The 16,987-nt window shown below is 71.9% G+C and carries 14 protein-coding genes; 7 read left to right on the top strand and 7 right to left on the bottom strand.

All coding sequences use genetic code 11. The features are described 5' to 3' along the window. Nucleotides 1-36: 36 nt before the first annotated feature. Nucleotides 37-1,758, bottom strand: coding sequence for a hypothetical protein (locus PZ894_RS06135; protein WP_275743497.1), 1,722 nt, complete (start codon nucleotides 1,756-1,758; stop codon nucleotides 37-39). 62 nt (nucleotides 1,759-1,820) lie between these two features. Here PZ894_RS06135 and PZ894_RS06130 point away from each other — a divergent pair, with 62 nt between their 5' ends. Beyond that, nucleotides 1,821-2,519, top strand: a complete 699-nt coding sequence (locus PZ894_RS06130; protein ID WP_275743495.1) for a class I SAM-dependent methyltransferase — start codon at nucleotides 1,821-1,823, stop codon at nucleotides 2,517-2,519. Between the two features lie 9 nt (nucleotides 2,520-2,528). On the opposite strand, the gene PZ894_RS06125 is transcribed toward PZ894_RS06130, so the two are convergent. Genes PZ894_RS06125 through PZ894_RS06115 form a run of 3 tightly spaced genes read right to left on the bottom strand, consistent with a single transcriptional unit; the run spans nucleotide 2,529 to nucleotide 5,509 of the window. Next, nucleotides 2,529-3,287 (bottom strand): decaprenylphospho-beta-D-erythro-pentofuranosid-2-ulose 2-reductase, encoded by a 759-nt coding sequence (locus PZ894_RS06125; protein ID WP_275743493.1) that lies wholly within the window; start codon nucleotides 3,285-3,287, stop codon nucleotides 2,529-2,531. Nucleotides 3,288-3,306: 19 nt separating this feature from the next. Continuing rightward, entirely contained in the window at nucleotides 3,307-4,647 is a 1,341-nt protein-coding gene (locus PZ894_RS06120) for an FAD-binding oxidoreductase (protein ID WP_275743491.1), read from the bottom strand. Beyond that, nucleotides 4,640-5,509 (bottom strand): decaprenyl-phosphate phosphoribosyltransferase, encoded by an 870-nt coding sequence (locus PZ894_RS06115; protein ID WP_275743490.1) that lies wholly within the window; start codon nucleotides 5,507-5,509, stop codon nucleotides 4,640-4,642. The genes PZ894_RS06120 and PZ894_RS06115 overlap by 8 nt, the downstream gene beginning before the upstream one ends. A gap of 105 nt (nucleotides 5,510-5,614) precedes the next feature. Between PZ894_RS06115 and PZ894_RS06110 the strand changes: the two genes are divergently transcribed. Continuing rightward, nucleotides 5,615-6,889 carry an oligosaccharide flippase family protein gene (locus PZ894_RS06110; RefSeq protein WP_275743488.1) on the top strand — a complete coding sequence of 425 codons (1,275 nt, stop codon included), beginning with the start codon at nucleotides 5,615-5,617 and terminating at the stop codon, nucleotides 6,887-6,889. 16 nt (nucleotides 6,890-6,905) lie between these two features. Here PZ894_RS06110 and polA read toward each other — a convergent pair whose 3' ends face one another. Further along, entirely contained in the window at nucleotides 6,906-9,572 is a 2,667-nt protein-coding gene (gene polA, locus PZ894_RS06105) for a DNA polymerase I (RefSeq protein ID WP_275743486.1), read from the bottom strand. Nucleotides 9,573-9,614: 42 nt separating this feature from the next. On the opposite strand from polA, the gene PZ894_RS06100 reads away from it, so the two are divergent. Both PZ894_RS06100 and PZ894_RS06095 read left to right on the top strand, forming a co-directional pair. Next, entirely contained in the window at nucleotides 9,615-10,070 is a 456-nt protein-coding gene (locus PZ894_RS06100; protein ID WP_275743484.1) for a hotdog fold thioesterase, read from the top strand. 28 nt (nucleotides 10,071-10,098) lie between these two features. Beyond that, entirely contained in the window at nucleotides 10,099-11,841 is a 1,743-nt protein-coding gene (locus tag PZ894_RS06095) for an ATP-binding protein (RefSeq protein WP_275743482.1), read from the top strand. On the opposite strand, the gene PZ894_RS06090 is transcribed toward PZ894_RS06095, so the two are convergent. Continuing rightward, nucleotides 11,825-12,910, bottom strand: a complete 1,086-nt coding sequence (locus PZ894_RS06090) for a hypothetical protein (protein ID WP_275743480.1) — start codon at nucleotides 12,908-12,910, stop codon at nucleotides 11,825-11,827. The genes PZ894_RS06095 and PZ894_RS06090 overlap by 17 nt on opposite strands. Before the next feature lie 120 nt (nucleotides 12,911-13,030). Here PZ894_RS06090 and PZ894_RS06085 point away from each other — a divergent pair, with 120 nt between their 5' ends. Next, a complete protein-coding gene (locus tag PZ894_RS06085) occupies nucleotides 13,031-13,957 on the top strand; it encodes a hypothetical protein (protein WP_275743478.1) in 927 nt (308 codons plus the stop codon). A 5-nt stretch (nucleotides 13,958-13,962) separates the two neighbouring features. Here PZ894_RS06085 and PZ894_RS06080 read toward each other — a convergent pair whose 3' ends face one another. Then, entirely contained in the window at nucleotides 13,963-14,538 is a 576-nt protein-coding gene (locus PZ894_RS06080; RefSeq protein WP_275743476.1) for a GNAT family N-acetyltransferase, read from the bottom strand. A 114-nt stretch (nucleotides 14,539-14,652) separates the two neighbouring features. On the opposite strand from PZ894_RS06080, the gene PZ894_RS06075 reads away from it, so the two are divergent. Together PZ894_RS06075 and PZ894_RS06070 are read left to right on the top strand one after the other, a co-directional pair. After that, nucleotides 14,653-15,399: a DUF554 domain-containing protein gene (locus tag PZ894_RS06075; protein ID WP_275743474.1), complete on the top strand. Its 747-nt coding sequence runs from the start codon at nucleotides 14,653-14,655 to the stop codon at nucleotides 15,397-15,399. A 135-nt stretch (nucleotides 15,400-15,534) separates the two neighbouring features. Continuing rightward, nucleotides 15,535-16,887, top strand: a complete 1,353-nt coding sequence (locus tag PZ894_RS06070) for an ABC transporter substrate-binding protein (protein WP_275743472.1) — start codon at nucleotides 15,535-15,537, stop codon at nucleotides 16,885-16,887. The last annotated feature ends 100 nt before the right edge of the window (nucleotides 16,888-16,987 follow it).

The following is a 16,987-nucleotide window of genomic DNA, read 5'->3' as shown; positions in this document are numbered from 1 at the left end:
GAGTCCTTTCGGCGGGCTCCCTCTGAGCCGCGGCCACTATAGCAACGTGGCCCGGTCGCGGGGGGCATTCCGACGGCGCCAGTTGGCGGCCAGGATCCCGGCCAGAGCGACCACCCCGGCGACGCCGTACGACGCCAGGGCCGCGCCCCGTCGAGCGGCACTCACGGACGGAGGTCCGGCGGTCGCGCCGGGGGTCTCCAGCAGCATCATGTCGTCGTCCTCGTAGACGACGCGCAGGCCGTCGAGGTCGAGGCTCCCCGCGTCGGGGTCGTCGCGGTAGACCAGCGCCCACCGCACCCCATGGGCGCGGAGCGCCGCAGCGACCGGCAGCCGGACGAGGTCCGCCCCGAGCGCGGCCGCTCGTGGGCTCTCACCACTGATGGTGCGCGAGCCGACGGCGAGTTCATCGGAGACGAGCACGTCGGTGTCGAACCACCGGACGGCCGGGTCCGAGGACACCAGGCCGTGACCCCACGAGAAGGCGCGGTAGGAGCGCCATGGCAGCGTGACGACGGTGCGGTCGTTGCCATCGATGACCTCTGCGACCGCGTCGAAGCCCGACGGGTAGTGCACCGGATCGACGGTTTTCCAGACCAGGCTGGTGCCGTCTGGCACCAGCAGGAGCGGCAACGGCACGGCCACCAGCGCCACCGCGGCGACCAGCTCGGGACCGACCGTTGCGGCCCGCTGGGCCACCCGGTCGACCGTCGCGGCCAGCGCCGCCACGACCAGTACGACGTACGGCGCGAGGAACTTCTGGCTGTCGCGTGCCAGGCCGCCGCCGGGCACGCGCTCGACGATGGAGGTCAGCAGGGCCTCGCCGCCGGGTAGCACAGGCAGCGCGGCGAGCGCCAGCCCCAGGCCGCCGAGGACGACGACGCGGGTGAAGAGCGGTCGACCCCAGACCCGGCGCAGGCCGCGCCAACCGGCGACGAGCGCGAGGACGGCGACGACGGCGCCGGCCACCGTCCACCAGCCCTCGCGCGAGCCGGGCACGCTCCGCGAGTCCCAGACGCCACCCAGGCCGAAGAGCGCCGTCAACGGTCCCCCCGGGCCTTCTGCGTCTGCGGCGAACGCCGGCACACCGTCGGGGTCGGAGGTCAGCGACGCAGATCCGAGGAAGGACAGGACCAGCCACGGCAGCTGGAGCGCCAGCACGACGAGGAGCAGACGCACGCCGCTGGAGGCGCGGCCGAAACCGGCGATGGCGGCCGCGACCCCGCCCATCACCCCACCCGTCGGGGTCAGCGACGCCAGCGCGAGCCAGCCGGTCGTGGCGCCGAGGTCGCGGATCGCGCCCGACTCGCGGTAGCGGTGCGCGGCGACGACGAGCCACGGGAGCGCGGCGTACGCCGTCAGCAGCGCCCACTGCCCGAGGGCGAGCCGCTCCACGACGTAGGGATTCCAGACGGCGAGGCCGCCGGACGCCAGCCGGGCCACCAGGCCGAGGTCGCACACCAGGCGGTGGGCACCCCATCCCGCGACCGCCAGGATCAGCGGAATCGACACCCGCGCGACCATGCCGCCGTCGAGCAGGTGAGCCGTCAGGAGCGATACGGCCGCGTCGAGGGGCACGGCCCGGGGAGCCGATCCTCCAAGGCCCAGGGTCGCGTCGGTCCAGGGCTGGTGCGGCACGAAGACGAGGTCGCGCGCCAGCGGGTGGCCGGTCCGGGTCAGCAGCGGCAGCGTCAGCAGGACGGCCAGCAGCAGGGGCCAGCCGTCGAGCAGCAACCCACGCCAGCGCCCCTCGCCTCGCACCACACCTCCGTCGTCGCTCACCACCGGACAGCGAGGAGCGTAAGCCCCCTATCCTCCTCGACGTGACCGACTTCGACGCGACGTTCGCCCTCGCGGACCGGCTCCCGGGCTGGCTCACCCGCGACCAGGCGCGCGTCCTCGACGCGGTGGCGCGTGAGGTCGGGCCGGATGGGACGATCGTCGAGATCGGCAGCCACCACGGACGCTCGGCGGTCGTGCTGGCCCGGGCGCTCCCGGAGGGCGGCCGGCTGGTAGCCGTGGACCCGTTCCCGGCGGACTGGCGCTACGGGGGGCCCGGCACGGAGGCGACGTTCCGCGCGAACCTCGAGACGGCGGGGGTGACGGACCGCGTCGACGTCCGCGTCGCGACCAGCCGCGAGGTCAGGTCGCGCTGGTCCTCCACCGTCGCTGCGGTCTACGTCGACGGCAAGCACGACGTCTGGAGCCTGCGCGACGACGTCCGGTGGGCCGCGCACGTTCGGCCGCACGGCTGGGTGCTCGTGCACGACGCCTTCTCGTCGCTGGGCGTCACGCTCGGTCTGTTGAGCGTGCTCCCCCTGTCGCGGCGGCTCCGGTACGTCGGGCGCACCGGGTCGCTCGCGCGGATCGAGGTCGCGCCACCGACGCCGGCCGACCGCCTGCGGCCGCTGCGCGAGGTGCCGTGGTGGCTGCGAAACCTCGTCGTGAAGGTGCTGCTGCGGCTGCGGCTGCGCCGTGCAGCAGGGTGGCTGGGCCACCACGGCGCCGCAGACCCGTACTGAGGTCCGGGGTTAGAGCGGAAGCCTGCGGAACAGCGCTCGCGGCACGTGCCGCAGCCCGGACATGACGCCGCGCATCGCGCGCGGGACCCAGATCAGGTCGTCGCCCTCGGCGACCGCCCGGACCACGGCGTCGGCGACCTCGTCCGCCGAGACGGCCAGCGGCGCGGGCTTCCGGCCCTCCGTCATCTTCGTGTGCACGAATCCGGGGCGGACCACGAGGACCCGGGCACCCGAGCCGCGCAGAGCCTCGCCGAGGCCGAGGTAGAACCCGTCCATCCCGGCCTTCGACGCGCCGTAGGCGAAGTTCGAGCGGCGCACCCGTTCCCCCGCCACCGAGGACAGCGTCACTACCACGCCGTGCCCCTGGCGGCCGAGCCGCTGCGCCAGGCAGACTCCGACGCTCACGGGCGCCACGTAGTTGACCTCGGCGAGCCGGACGGCCACGGCGTGGTCCTGCCAGGCACGCTCCTCGTCGCCGAGCACACCGAACGCGACGACGGCCACGTCGATGTCCCGGCCCGCCGCAACCTCCTCGACCAGGGCCGGGTGCGCCGCGATCTCGGTCGCCTCGAAGTCGACCTCCTCCACCTCGCAGCCCAGGGCGGCGAGCTCGGCGGCCGCGGCGGCGCGGCCCGGTCCCGGGCGGGCGGCGAGCACGACGTACAGGCCGGCGCGCTCGCGCGCCCAGGCGCGGGCAAGGGCGCGGGCGATGTCGCTGCTCCCGCCGAGAAGGAGCACGGTGCGAGGTTGGCCGAGCGCGTCGATCATGGTGACTACTATCTCCGGTTCAGAGGGCGAGCCGACGACCGAGGTCGGACTGCAGCCGGCGGTGCGGGTCGAGGTCGCTCCGGAGTGCGCGAAACCGCGCCGCCGCGGGATACATGGCGTCGAGCAACTCGGGACGCAGACGCGCGTCCTTGGCCAGGTAGACGCGTCCGCCCGCCGCGGCCACCACCTCGTCGAAGCGGTCCAGGAGGCGAGCGAGGCCGGGCCGGACCGGCAGGTCCACGGCGAGCGTCCAGCCGGCGGTCGGGAACGAGAGCCAGCCCTGGTTGCCCGGGCCGAATCGCTTGAGCACGGCGAGGAACGTCGGGTGCCGGTCACCCGCGAGTTGCGCCAGCAGCGAGCGCAGCACGTCGTCGCGGTCCTCTGGCAAGACGAGCTGGTACTGCACGACCCCGTGCGGCCCGTAGAGGCGGTTCCAGTGCGCGACCCCGTCGAGCGGGTGGAAGAAGGCACCGATCGACTGGATCTCGCCGCTCCGGAAGCGGGGTGCCTTGCGGAACCACAGCTCGTTGAACGCGCGCGACGTCGCCCGCGTGACCAACCCGACCGGCGGGACGAAGGGCACCGCCAACCGCGGCTCCCCGGGGACGATCAGCGGCTCGGTCGCGGCCCGGCCGGTCAGTTGGGCGCGGGTCGCGTGGTCGCCGCGGGACAGCACGGAGCGGCCCAGCGCCCGGCCGCCGGCCTCGGTGTCGATCCACGCGACCGAGTAGGCGAACTCGTCGTCGGACGAGGCCATCTCCGCCAGCAGGGAGTCGATGTCGGGGAGTCGCTGGGTCGTTGCGCTGATGTAGCCGCTCTCGACCGCCACGGTGCGCAGCCGAGCCGACGTGAGGATCCCGGTCAGGCCCATCCCGCCGACGGTCGCCCAGAAGAGGTCGCCGTCGTCGGGGGTCACGGTCCGCAGCGACGCGTCGGGCAGGACGAGATCGAACGACGCGACATGGTCGCCGAAGCTGCCCGAGCGGTGGTGGCCCTTGCCGTGCACGTCGCACGCGAGCGCGCCTCCGACCGTGACGTAGCGGGTTCCGGGCGTGACGGGCAGGAACCGGCTGCGGGGCAGCAGGAAGCGCATCAGCTCGTGCAGGCTGGTGCCGGCCGAGACCTCGACGGTGCCGTCCTCGGCGGGCTCGGCGATCGCTCCCGGCAGCGGGGCGAGCACCTCGCCCCCGGCGTTCTGGGCGGGGTCGCCGTACGAGCGACCGAGGCCACGCGCGATCACCCCGCGTTCGCCGGCACGACTTAGGACTGCCGCAACCTCGTCGGCGCTCACCTGTCGTAGCTGGCCTCGACTGCCCGAGGTGCCACCCCACCCGGTGAGCAGACCGCTTCGCTCAGACACCGGCCACCCCGAGTGCAACCAGGGCGACCCACCCAACGCCGATGCCCTGCAGGACCCGGTCGCGCCAGACGATGTCCTCAGGCTCCGCCGCCGTTCCGGCATCGACGTCCACCGCGTAGCGCAGGATGCCGGCGACGAAGAGGACGATGGAGAGCTTGTGCCACGGCAGGACGGACGACATGTTCGAGTTCTCGAATGCCCAGAGGCAGTATCCGGTGATCGTGACCGCGGCGGCGACGCCCCAGCTGAACCGCAGGTAAGACGCGGTGTACCGCACCAGCGACTTCCGGGTCCCGGCCTCGCTGCCGAGCGTGTGCAACTCAGAGTAGCGCTTGCCTGCCACGACGAAGAGCGAACCGAAGCCCGCCACCAGCAGGAACCAGTCCGAGATGGGTAGGCCCGATGCCAGGCCACCGGCGACGGCGCGCATCAGAAAGCCGCCGGCGACGAGGAGCAAGTCCACGACCGGCTCGTGCTTCAGCCAATACGAATACAGCACCATCATGGCGACGTAGCTCGCGACGATCAGCACGAGCTCCCATCGAGCAAGTGCGGCGACGCCGAGGGCGCAGACCGCAAGGAACGCCGCCAGGAGCAGGGCTCGCCGCACCGGGAGAGCGCCGGACGCGACGGGACGCTTCCGTTTCAGCGGATGTAACCGATCCGCCGCGACGTCGGCACAGTCGTTGACGAGGTAGATCGCCGAGGCCGCTAAGCAGAACGAGACGAATGCCAGCAGCGTCGACGTCAGGACCGCGGGGTCGCCCGCGGCACCAGCCGCGAGAGGCGCGGCGACGACCAGCACGTTCTTGACCCACTGCCGCGGGCGCATCGTCTGGAGCAGGGCGCCGGGCGTCGTCACGGCCGGGAGTCTAGGGCGTGGCGTCCGCCTCCACCTCTGACCGGCACATCTGGCCGCGAGCGGGCGGGTTCGGCAACGGCGGTGGGGCACCGTACGCTGCAACCCGTGACCACCGGTTCGACCCTGCGATCCGACGGCGGCTCCATCTTCCGCGGTAGCGCCGGCATCGCCGTCGCGATGGGGGTCATGAACATCGCGACGTACGGGTTCCAGATGGTCGCCGCCCGCGTGCTCGGCCCCAGCGAGTACGGCGCGATCGCGAGCCTGATGGCCCTGCTCATGGTGCTCGCTGTGCTCCAGCTCGGCCTGCAGGCGACGGCGGCCCGCCGGATCGCCGAGCAGCCCTGGCACGTCGCGCAGATCGAGCGACAGGTCCTGAGGGTCACCCATCGCGCGTCGCTCGCCCTTGGCGCGCTGATGATCGTGCTGTCGCCCGCGGTGAAGGAGATCCTCAAGCTCGACAGCATCCTGCCCGCGCTCCTGCTCGCGGTCGCCGCGGTGCCGTTGTCCGTCGCAGGCGGTCAGGGCGGGATCCTGCAGGGAGAGCGACGCTGGCTTCCGTTGGGACTGCTCTACCTCGGTGTCGGCATCCCGCGGATCGCCATCGGCACGGTGTGCATCCTGGTCAGCCCCACGGAGACCAGCGCGATGCTCGGCGTCATGCTCGGCCTGTGGGTGCCGGTGATCATCGGCTGGGGGGCGCTCCGCGCCCATCGGGGTCCGGGCGCGACCAGCGACGAGCACCTCGCCCGGCCGATCGCGCGAGAGGCGTGCATCGCTTCGTTCACCCTGCTCGGCTTCTACCTGCTTTCGAACCTCGACGTGGTGGTCGCCCGCAACGTGCTGGACCCTCACGACGCCGGCCTCTACGCCGGTGGCCTCATCCTGACCAAGGCGGTGCTGTTCCTGCCGCAGTTCGTCGTGGTCGTGGCGTTCCCGTCGATGGCGACTGCCGGACAGCGGCGTCTCGCGCTCGTCCGCAGCCTGTCCCTGGTGGCGGCGCTCGGCGTCGCCTGCGTGCTCGGGGCGTGGTTGCTCTCCGACGTCGCGATGATCTTCGTCGGTGGCACCGAGTACGCCGAGGTCGAGTCGAGGCTGTGGCTGTTCGCCGCCCTCGGCACGGTGCTGGCGATGATCCAGCTGCTCGTCTACTCCGTCCTCGCGAGGCGGGGCACGCGCTCGACGTACCTGGTCTGGGGCGGCGTCGCGCTGCTGCTGATCGCCACGGTTCAGGCGACGACCGTCGGGACGCTGCTCGTCGGTGTGCTCGTGGTGGATGCCGTCCTGCTGGTGGTGCTCACGGCGGTCAGCTTCTGGCGGCTCCGGGAACCGGTCCCGGACGACGAGGCCGGTATGCCGGTGACGCCTGGGACCCGCTGAGCCGGTCGATCCGGGCTCAGTGAGCTGCCTCGTGCCAGCTCCGGCCGAAGCCGACCGACACGTCGAGCGGGACGGCGAGGCCGGCGGCGCCGCCCATCTGGTCGCGCACCAGGGTCTCGAGTGCCTCCTGCTCCCCCGTGGCGACCTCGAAGACGAGCTCGTCGTGGACCTGGAGGAGCATCCGGGACTTCAGGCCGGCCTCGGTGACGGCGCGGTCGACGTTGAGCATGGCGACCTTGATGAGGTCGGCCGCGGAGCCCTGGATGGGCGCGTTGAGCGCCATCCGCTCGGCCATCTCGCGGCGCTGGCGGTTGTCGCTGGTGAGGTCGGGCAGGTAGCGGCGCCGCCCCCAGATGGTCTCGGTGAAGCCGGTCTTGCGGGCCTCGTCGACCACGCCCCCGAGGTAGTCGCGGATGCCGCCGAAGGTCTGGAAGTACTCGTCCATCAGCCCGCGCGCCTCGCTCGGGTCGATGCCGAGCTGCTGCCCGAGGCCGAAGGCGGACAGGCCGTAGGCCAGGCCGTAGTTCATCGCCTTGATCTTCGCGCGCATCTCGACGTTCACGTCGTCGGCCGGGACGTCGAAGACCCGCGCGGCCGTGATCGAGTGGAAGTCACGACCCGACTTGAACGCCTCGATCAGCAGCTCGTCCTCGGAGAGGTGCGCCATGATCCGCATCTCGATCTGGCTGTAGTCGGCCGTCATCAGCGACTCGAAGCCGGCACCGACCACGAAGCCCTCGCGGATGCGGCGACCCTCCTCGGTGCGGATCGGGATGTTCTGCAGGTTGGGGTCGGTGCTCGAGAGCCGGCCGGTGGCGGCGATCATCTGGTTGAACGTCGTGTGGATGCGCCCGTCGCCCGCGACCGTCTTGAGCAGCCCCTCGATCGTCTGCCGCAGCCGCGACACGTCCCGGTGGCGGAGCAGGTGCAGCAGGAACGGGTGCTCGGTCTTCACGTAGAGCGCCTGGAGCGCGTCGGCGTCGGTGGTGTAGCCGGTCTTGGTGCGCTTGGTCTTCGGCATGTCGAGCTCGTCGAAGAGCACCACCTGGAGCTGCTTGGGCGAGCCGAGGTTGATCTCCTTGCCGATCACGGCGTACGCGTCGTCGGCCGCCTGTCGCACCTCGGCCGCGAAGTGGCTCTCGAGCGTCTCGAGGTGGTCGACGTCGACGGCGATGCCGGTGCGCTCCATGTCGGCCAGCAGGTCCACCAGCGGCAGCTCGACGTCGGCGAGCAGCCGGGTGCCGCCGCGCTCCTCGAGCTCGTCGTCGAGGGCCGCCGCCAGGTCGAGCACGGCACGGGCGTGCAGCATCTCGATCTCGCCGGTCACCTCGTCGTCGAGCCCCAGGCTGAGCTGTCCGTCGTCGACGCCGCCCTGCTTGAGCTCGCGCTTGAGGTAGCGCACCGTGAGGTCGGCGAGGTCGTAGGAGCGCTGGTCGGGCCGGGCGAGGTACGCCGACAGCGCGGTGTCGCGGACGACGCCCGCGAGCGGCATCCCCCACGCCGACAGCGCCAGCATCGGCCCCTTCGCGTCGTGGAGCACCTTGGGTCGCTCGGCGTCGGCCAGCCAGCCGGCGAGCGCGGCCTGGTCGTCGGTCCCTAGCTCGTCGACCGCGATCCACCCGGCCGTGCCGTCGGCCGTCGCGAGGGCCAGCGAGCTGACCTCGCCGGTGCCGGAGCCCCAGCGGCCGACGACGTGCAGCCCGACCCGGTCGCCGGTCGCCGCATGCTCGGCCAGCCACCCGCCCACCTGGCCCGCGGCGAGCACCGTGCCGGAGAGCTCGAAGCCCGAGTCGTCGATCTCCTCCTCCGAGCTCAGCGTCTCGAACAGCCGGTCGCGCAGCACCCGGAACTCCAGGCCGTCGAAGAGCGTGTGCACCTCGTGGCGGTCCCACGGGCGTACGACGAGGTCGGCGGGTCCGACCTCGAGGTCGAGGTCGCGCACCAGCGCGTTGAGCCGGCGGTTGCGGATCACGTCGCCGAGGTGCGCGCGCAGCGCCTCGCCCTTCTTGCCGGTGATCTCGTCGGCGTGCGCGATGACGTTGTCGAGGCCGTCGTACTGGTTGATCCACTTCGCGGCGAACCCCTGGCCGACCCCCGGCACGCCCGGCAGGTTGTCGGAGGTCTCCCCCACGATCGCGGCGAGCTCGGGGTAGCGAGCCGGCGGCACGGCGTACTTCTCCTCGACGGCCGCGGGGGTCATCCGGGCCAGGTCGGAGACGCCGCGCATCGGGTAGAGCACCGTCGAGCGGTCGGTGACGAGCTGGAGTGAGTCGCGGTCGCCGGTGAGGATCAGGACCTCCATCTCCTCGTCCGCGAGGGCCCGCGTGACCAGCGTGGCGATGATGTCGTCGGCCTCGTAGCCGTCCTTCTTCAGGAACGGGATGCGCAGCGCGGAGAGGACCTCCTCGATCAGCGGCAGCTGGCTGCTGAACTCCCCCGGCGTCTTGTTGCGCTTCGCCTTGTATTCGGAGTACTCCTCCAGGCGGAACGTCTGGCGGGAGACGTCGAACGCGACGCCGACGTGGGTGGGCTGCTCGTCGCGCAGCACGTTGATCAGCATCGAGGTGAAGCCGTAGACGGCGTTGGTGTGCTGGCCGGTGGTGGTGGAGAAGTTCTCCACCGGCAGCGCGAAGAAGGCGCGGTAGGCGAGCGAGTGACCGTCGAGCAGCAGCAGGCGTGGCACCCTGCGACTCTAGCGGCGCCCACGGACAGGCAGGATGGGGCCATGAGCACCCCTCAACACGACGGCCAGCAGGGCGAGCTGAGCATCGAGGACTACGTCGCCGCCATGCCCCAGGGCATGGGCGGGCTGAACGAGAAGATGGGCGTGCGGCTCGTCGAGATCTCCGCCGAGCGGGTGGTCGGCACGATGCCCGTCGAGGGCAACACCCAGCCCTACGGGCTGCTCCACGGCGGCGCCTCGGTGGCGCTCGCCGAGACCCTCGGGTCGGTGGGCTCGGCCGTCCACGCACACCCGGACAAGCTGTCGGTGGGCATCGAGATCAACGCGACCCATCACCGCTCGGCGACGTCGGGCACGGTCACCGGCACGGCCACCGCCATCCACCTCGGCCGGACCACCGCGTCGTACGAGGTCGTCATCACCGACGAGGACGGCAAGCGGGTGTGCACCTCCCGCATCACCTGCGCGCTGCTGCCGCGGGAGCGATACCAGAGCTGAGTCCGGCAGGAGAGAGCGAGGCGGCGTCGTGCACGAACGCTTGGCCGAGGTGGCGACCGAGGTGGTCGCCGCCGTGCATCGGCGCGTCGACCACGTGGGGTCGGACGTCCGAGATGCCCTCGATGCGATCCTCCGGGTCCTCGCCGCCGACTACGGCCGGCCACCGGCCACCGAGCCCACCGGACCGGCAGAGGCCACCGGACCGACCGAGCGTCGGGACCCGTTGGCGCGGATCGGCTGGGCCTTCGGCCTCGACGACACCTCGTTGCGGCTGCTGGCCGTCGCCGCCGCCCCGGACTTCGACGCCAACCTCGCCCGCGCGTTCGAGCTGCTGTCCGGACCCGGGAGCGACGGACGGGCCAGCGTCGGGCTCGCCCTGGAGCTGTGCCGCATCCCGTCACTGTCCGGACCGCACTGGGTCGGGCCGTCCTCGCCCCTGCGGGCGCACGGGCTGCTCGCCGTCGTCGGAGACGGGCCGCTGCCGCGCAGGACCGTGGCCACGTCGGAGCGGATCACCTCGTTCCTGGCCGAGGTGGCGACCCCCTCGGCGACGCTGACGCGGGCCAGCGACGTGGTGGGGCCGGCGTCCGGCCCCCCGGCCGACCGGCTCGCCGAGCTCACCGAGGGTGGCGTGGGCCTGGTGTGGCTGCGATCCTCGGCCGGCCTCGATGCCGCCGGATCGGCCGTCGCCGGGTTCGGACAGGTCGGTCTCAGCACCCTGGTCGTCGACCTGCGCCGTACCTCCGACCCCGGCGCGCTCCTGGCCGAGGCCACCCTGGAAGCCGCCCTCTACCACTCGGCGCTGGTCGTCGCCGGCATCGACGACCCCACCGAGCTGGGGCCGGCGTGGGTCGACACTCTCACTCGCGCACCGGCGCAGGTCGCGGTGATCGTCACGACGGTTCCGCGCTTCCTCGAGCCGGGGGTCGCCGCCGTGGTCGACGTGCCTGCGCCGCGGCCGTCGTCGGACGATCTGCCGGTCGCGGTCTTCGACGACCTCGTGCTGCCTCAGGCTCCCCTGGACGAGCTGCGCCGTCTGGTTCGCTGGGTCGAGGCCCGCGACGAGGTGCTCGTCCGCGGGCCGATCCACGGGCTGGGCGGCAAGGGCACCGGTCTGACCGCGCTGCTGACCGGCCCGCCCGGCACCGGAAAGACCCTCGCCGCTCAGGTGGTGGCCGCGGAGCTCGGCCGCGAGCTGCGCCAGATCGACCTCTCCGCCGTGGTCGACAAGTACGTCGGCGAGACCTCGAAGCACCTCGACCGCATCTTCGCCGACGCCGAGTCGGCCCACGTCGTCCTCTTCTTCGACGAGGCCGACGCGCTCTTCGGCCAACGCTCGGCGGTGCGCGACGCCCACGACCGCTACGCCAACCAGGAGATCTCCTTCCTGCTGCAGCGGATGGAGAACTTCGACGGGGTGACGCTGTTGGCGACGAACCTGCACGGCAACGTCGACCCCGCCTTCTCCCGTCGGCTGCACTTCGTCATCCACTTCCCCGAACCGGACCCGCACACCCGACGACGGCTGTGGGAGCGGCACCTGCAGAACGCCGGCGATCTCGATGCGGACGACCCGGTGGACGTCGTGAGGCTGGCCGAGCAGGTGGAGCTCACCGGCGGCGAGATCCGCAACATCGTCCTCGGCGCCGCCTACGACGCCGCGACGGAGCGCCGGACCGTGGGCATGCACCACGTGTGGGCGGCGACGCTGCGCGAGTTCCAGAAGCTCGGTCGCCGACCCCCGGCGCTCGAGATCAGCCCACGGGCGTGATCGGCAGCTGACGTCGCCCCGCGGCGAGGGCGTCCCGCTCGGCGCGCAGCACGTAGAGCGCGGCGGCGAGGCCCTCCAGGTCGGGAACGTCGACGACCTCGCCGGTCTCGACGTCGTAGCCGAGGCAGTCGGCCAGCAGCGGGAAGTCGTCGGCCGTGAGGGTGACACCGCGAGGTGGTCGCTCGACCGCCTGCGGACCGAGCGAAGGCACGTAGCTGCACTGCCAGGCGTCGTAGCCGCTGCACCGCAGCGGACGGTCCCACTCGCCGAAGACCCCGCACCGGTTCCCGTCGAGGTGCCGGCACCGGGTGCGGACGGCCAGACGCCACACCCGGTCGACGACGTTGATCGTCACGTTCGGGAAGCCGAGGACGAAGCGCAGGTAGTCGAGATGGCTCATCGAGTCCGGCGGGCTGATCGGGAACAGCAGCGTCGTGCAGCAATAGGCGGCACACCCGTCGCACGGCTCGTGCGCGGTGAGGATGGCCAGTCCCGGCGAGCCCGGCGGCGCCACGACGTCCGACGGGCCGGGCGCCTCGGCGAAGGGCTTCGGCGAGTCGTGCGGGGCACCGGTCGGACCGACGCGCGGCAGCGGCTCCGCGGCGACATGCGCGCTGAGCTCCTCCCAGGTCGGCAGTGCCCGGATCTCGCGGTCGGGCCCGAACTCGATGCGGTCCAGGATCCACTGCAGGCGCGCGCGATCGACCCGCACGTGGTCACCGCGCTCGGCGACCAGCGCCGGCCGGTACCAGCAGTTGAACGCGCTGTACTGCTGGCACACGTGCGGCTGCTCGTCGGTCCCGTGTACGCCGCAGCGGCCCTCGGCCGTGAGGTGTCGGCAGGATCGGACGTAGAACGACGTCCACTCCCCCGCCCGGTTCACGCCCAGCTCGATGTCCTCGAAGTTCAACAAGAAGACCGCGTAGTCGAGGTCGACGAGCGTGTGCACCTCGAAGTTGTCGAGCGGCAGGTAGGTACAGCACGGGCTCGTGGCACAGGTGTCGCACGGCGACGTCATCGCCGAGCGGTAGTCGAGCGCGTCGTCGTGCCCCGATGCGGCTTCAGCCATCTTCCCCCGTCGTTCCCTTGCGGTTGCGGGTCACCTGGTCAACGATATTGACAGACCTGCGGTGCGGAGCACCAGCGGGCCGACGCGGCGCACATCCGGGCGGGGACGAGGGAGGTCGCAATGAGCGGCACGACCCGGCGCGAGGGAGACCTCGAGCGCAAGAAGAAGCACGACCAGCAGGTCGACGCGGCGACGCCGGCCCAGCCTGGGCGCGTGGCGGAGCGGGCCGACGGATGGGGCCCGCAGTCGGCCGCCGCCGTTCCGATCGCGGGCCTGGTCACCGGCCCGGTCGCCGGGCCGGCCTCGGGGCCGGTCATCCGCCGCGACTTCACCGACCTCTTCTCCTATGTCCCTGCGGCACCCGAGTGGGTCAAGGAGAGGATCGACCCCCGCCGCTCGAAGTCGAACCCCTACTGGCAGCAGCACAACACCGGGGAGCGCAGCGCCGAGGCGACGCTGCCGGGCTACCACTCCACCTCCCGTCACGGTGCGGAGAACACCCTGCAGAACATGGAGCAACGCACCGCGAAGGTCGGGAAGAAGAGCGGCATGACGAACCTGCTCACCGGGCTCCAGGACATCCCGTCGTACAAGGTCAGCAGCCGCTTCGCCACCCCGGCCTGGCACATGTACGCGCTCAACGTCGCCAAGCGTGAGTTCGTCAAGCAGGTCGCTCCGACCGTGCCCGGCAACTTCACCTGGCCGGTTGCCGGAGGGGCCGGCCCGATCCCCAAGCACGGCAACCCGGGCGTCCAGAACGCAGCCTTCTCCATCACCTTCACCAAGAACATCGTCGGCTACAGCGTCCAGGCCGGAGACACCGACGGCGCCAGGACCGACACCGTCTACGTGGCGGTCAACTACCTGACCAAGGCCGGCGCCGCTCCGGCCGCGGGCGCCGCCGGACCGGTGGGCCTGCCCCAGGCCGACACGGCCGTCATCGGCCAGTTCTTCCCGGTCCCGGCCCCCAAGGCCGCCGCCGGCCCCGGCATCGCCAACGTCACGATCCCCTACAGCGAGGTGCCCTGGTTCTCCACGGACGCCTAGCTAGCTCAGCCCTCCACGCCGGCGCGACTGCGGCGCAGCGAGCGGCGGGCGGCGAGGACCTGGGTGAGCTGGCGGCCTCCCCCGGCGGCGACGGGTCGGCGGTGGGCGCTCAGCCGGCTGCGGACCGCGTGGGTCGTGGCGACGCGCAGCACGGCGTACGGGCCGAGCGCGATCCGGGCCATGAACCGGTTGGCGTCGCGCGAGCCCGCGACGGCCGCGGTCGCGACGTGCGTGATGCCGAGCTCCTCGGCCCACGTGACCGCGGCGTCCATCAGCGCGGTCCCCACGCCGTGTCGCCGGAACGGCGCGAGCACGTGCGGCGACAGCGCCCGGACGACCGGCTCGAGGTTGAGCGCCGACATCGTCGTGCGCTCGAGATGGACGGCGCCGGCGAAGTGGCCGTCGTACTCCGCGACCACGATGCGCTGGTCCTCGGACCCCAGGACGCCGGCGATCACGGTCGCCATGTCGACGACCTGGTCCTCGGGGCCGATCCTGCGGATGACGTCGGCCCACACCTCGGCCAGGTGGGACGCGTCCTCGGGGGTCACCGCGCGAAGCGACACCAGCGAGCGACTCATCGAGCCATGCCTTTTCCCGGACCTCTCAGGTCGGCCACGTCTCCCGTCCCCCGTACGCGGCTCCTCCAACGGTAGAGACTACGCTCAGCCTCCCCGACCTGTCAGAGGAGTCCCGTGATCCCCGGTATCGGCACCCTCGTGAACGTCGCCACGGTGCTGATCGGGAGCACGATCGGCGTGCTTCTGGGCAACCGGCTCCCCGTCCGCACCCGCGAGGTCGTGACCGACTCCCTGGGCCTCGTCACGCTCCTGATCGCCGGTACGTCGGCGATGGCGGTGCTCGACGACGACCTCTCCGACCTGGTCGGGCAGAGCGCACCGATGCTGATCGTGCTCGGCGCCCTGCTGGTCGGCGGGATCGCGGGCTCCCTGCTGCGGCTCGAGTCGCGGGTCGAGTCCTTCGGCGGCTGGCTGCAGCGCCGCCTCGCGGGCGGGACGACCTCGGCGGACCGACACCGCTTCATCGAGGGCTTCGTGGTCTCCTCGCTCGTCTTCTGCACCGGGCCGCTGACGATCCTGGGGTCGCTCAACGACGGGCTCGGCAACGGCGCGGACCAGCTGTTCCTGAAGGCCGCGCTCGACGGGTTCGCGGCGATCGCGTTCGCGGCGTCCTTCGGGTGGGGGGTCGCGGCGAGCGTGGTCACCATCATCGGCATCCAGGGCAGCCTGACACTCCTGGGCCTCGGGCTCGGCGACGTCCTGCCCGACGCCCACCTCGCCGCGATCACGGCGACCGGTGGTCTCCTGCTCGTCGGGGTCGCCCTGCGCCTGCTCCGCGTGCGGGAGATCCCGGTCGCCGACCTGCTCCCGGCGCTGCTCGTGGCACCGGCACTCGTGGAGATCGTCGCCGTACTGCATTGACGTAACGGTTCGCTAACGACAGGGTGCCGTACGTCACTGCGCCCGGTGGCCGGACCTACGGTGACAGGGCTATGCCCGGTCTCTCCCGAGGACGGGCGCGGTGTAGTGCATCAACGCGACAGAAAGGTTCACCCCGTGAATCGATCCAGAACCGCCACGTGGGTGCGGTTGATGGCGGGCACTGCCGCCCTCAGCTTCGCCCTGACCGCCTGCGGAGACGACTCCGACGGCGGCGACGAGCCCGCGGCCGACGACACCCCGACGGCCTCCGAGTCTGCCCCCGCGGCGGACTCGCTCACGAACGACAAGTGCGCCGGTAACCAGACCAGCGCCGACACGTTCCGGGCGGGCGGCATCCTGCCGCTCACCGGCAACCTGGCATACCTCGGCCCGCCGGAGATCTCGGGCGTCGGCCTGGCGGTCTCGGACATCAACGCCGCTGGTGGCGTCGGCGGCGCCCAGGCCTGCCACGACATCCAGGACTCCGGCGACTCGACCGACATGTCGGTCTCGACGGCCTCGGCCGGCACGCTCGTGGCCAGCAAGCCGTCGGTCGTCATCGGCGCCGCGTCGTCCAGCGTCTCGCTGAACGTCGTCGACACCTTCGCCGACAACAAGATCGTCGAGATCTCGCCGGCGAACACCGCGGTCGACCTGTCCGGCTACTCGCCGTGGTACTTCCGCACCGCGCCGCCGGACGGCATCCAGGGCAACGCGCTCGGCACCCTGATCTCGACCGACGGCTACACGAAGGTCGGCTTCCTGGTGTTCAACGACACCTACGGCACCGGTCTGCGCAACGCCGTCCAGGCGACCGTCGAGGGCGCGGGCGGCTCCTGCGTCTACGGCTGCAAGGGTGACGGCGACGAGTTCCCGGCCGGCCAGACGACGTTCTCCGCCGAGGTCAGCGGCGTCCTCGCCGCGAAGCCCGACGCGATCGTGGTGCTCGCGTTCGACGAGACCAAGTCGATCGTCCCCGAGCTCAAGGCCCAGGGCTGGGACATGGCGAAGACCTACTACACCGACGGCAACACCGCCGACTACACCAAGGACTTCGAGCCCGGCACCCTCGAGGGCGCTCAGGGCACGATCCCCGGCGCCGACCCGGAGCAGGGCTTCAAGGACCGCCTCGTCGCCTGGTACGACGCCGCCGAGGGTCAGAAGCTCACGGACTTCGCGTACGGCGCTGAGTCCTACGACGCCACGATCCTCGCCGCGCTCGCCGCGGTGAAGGGCGGGGCGACCGACCCGAAGACGATCCGCGACAACCTCGCGGCCGTCTCCGGCGCGACCGACGGCGAGGAGTGCAAGTCGTACGCCGACTGCGTCGCGCTGCTCGACGAGGGCAGCGAGATCCGGTACGCCGGACCCTCGGGCATCGGTCCGATCGACAAGCAGAACGACCCGTCCTCGGCGTTCGTCGGCATCTACACCTACAACGCCGACAACAAGAACGAGCTCACCAGCACCGTGGAGGGCAGCAAGTGATCTGACGATCACCCGCTGAGCTCAACGAGGGGCCCCGGACTTCGGTCCGGGGCCCCTCGCCTGCAAATGACGTCGACCCGCCCGAAAGTTTCGGGCGGGT

Source organism: Nocardioides sp. YIM 152315 (assembly GCF_029210375.1).
GTDB lineage: Bacteria > Actinomycetota > Actinomycetes > Propionibacteriales > Nocardioidaceae > Nocardioides.
This window is presented reverse-complemented; position numbering and strand designations above follow the sequence as displayed.

What these genes read in the sequence shown, in the direction of transcription:
- PZ894_RS06080 (WP_275743476.1), bottom strand. Translation starts at nt 14,538, where the DNA reads ATGAGTCGCTCGCTGGTGTCGCTTCGCGCGGTGACCCCCGAGGACGCG.
- PZ894_RS06085 (WP_275743478.1), top strand. Translation starts at nt 13,031, where the DNA reads ATGAGCGGCACGACCCGGCGCGAGGGAGACCTCGAGCGCAAGAAGAAG.
- PZ894_RS06125 (WP_275743493.1), bottom strand. Translation starts at nt 3,287, where the DNA reads ATGATCGACGCGCTCGGCCAACCTCGCACCGTGCTCCTTCTCGGCGGG.
- PZ894_RS06100 (WP_275743484.1), top strand. Translation starts at nt 9,615, where the DNA reads ATGAGCACCCCTCAACACGACGGCCAGCAGGGCGAGCTGAGCATCGAG.
- PZ894_RS06090 (WP_275743480.1), bottom strand. Translation starts at nt 12,910, where the DNA reads ATGGCTGAAGCCGCATCGGGGCACGACGACGCGCTCGACTACCGCTCG.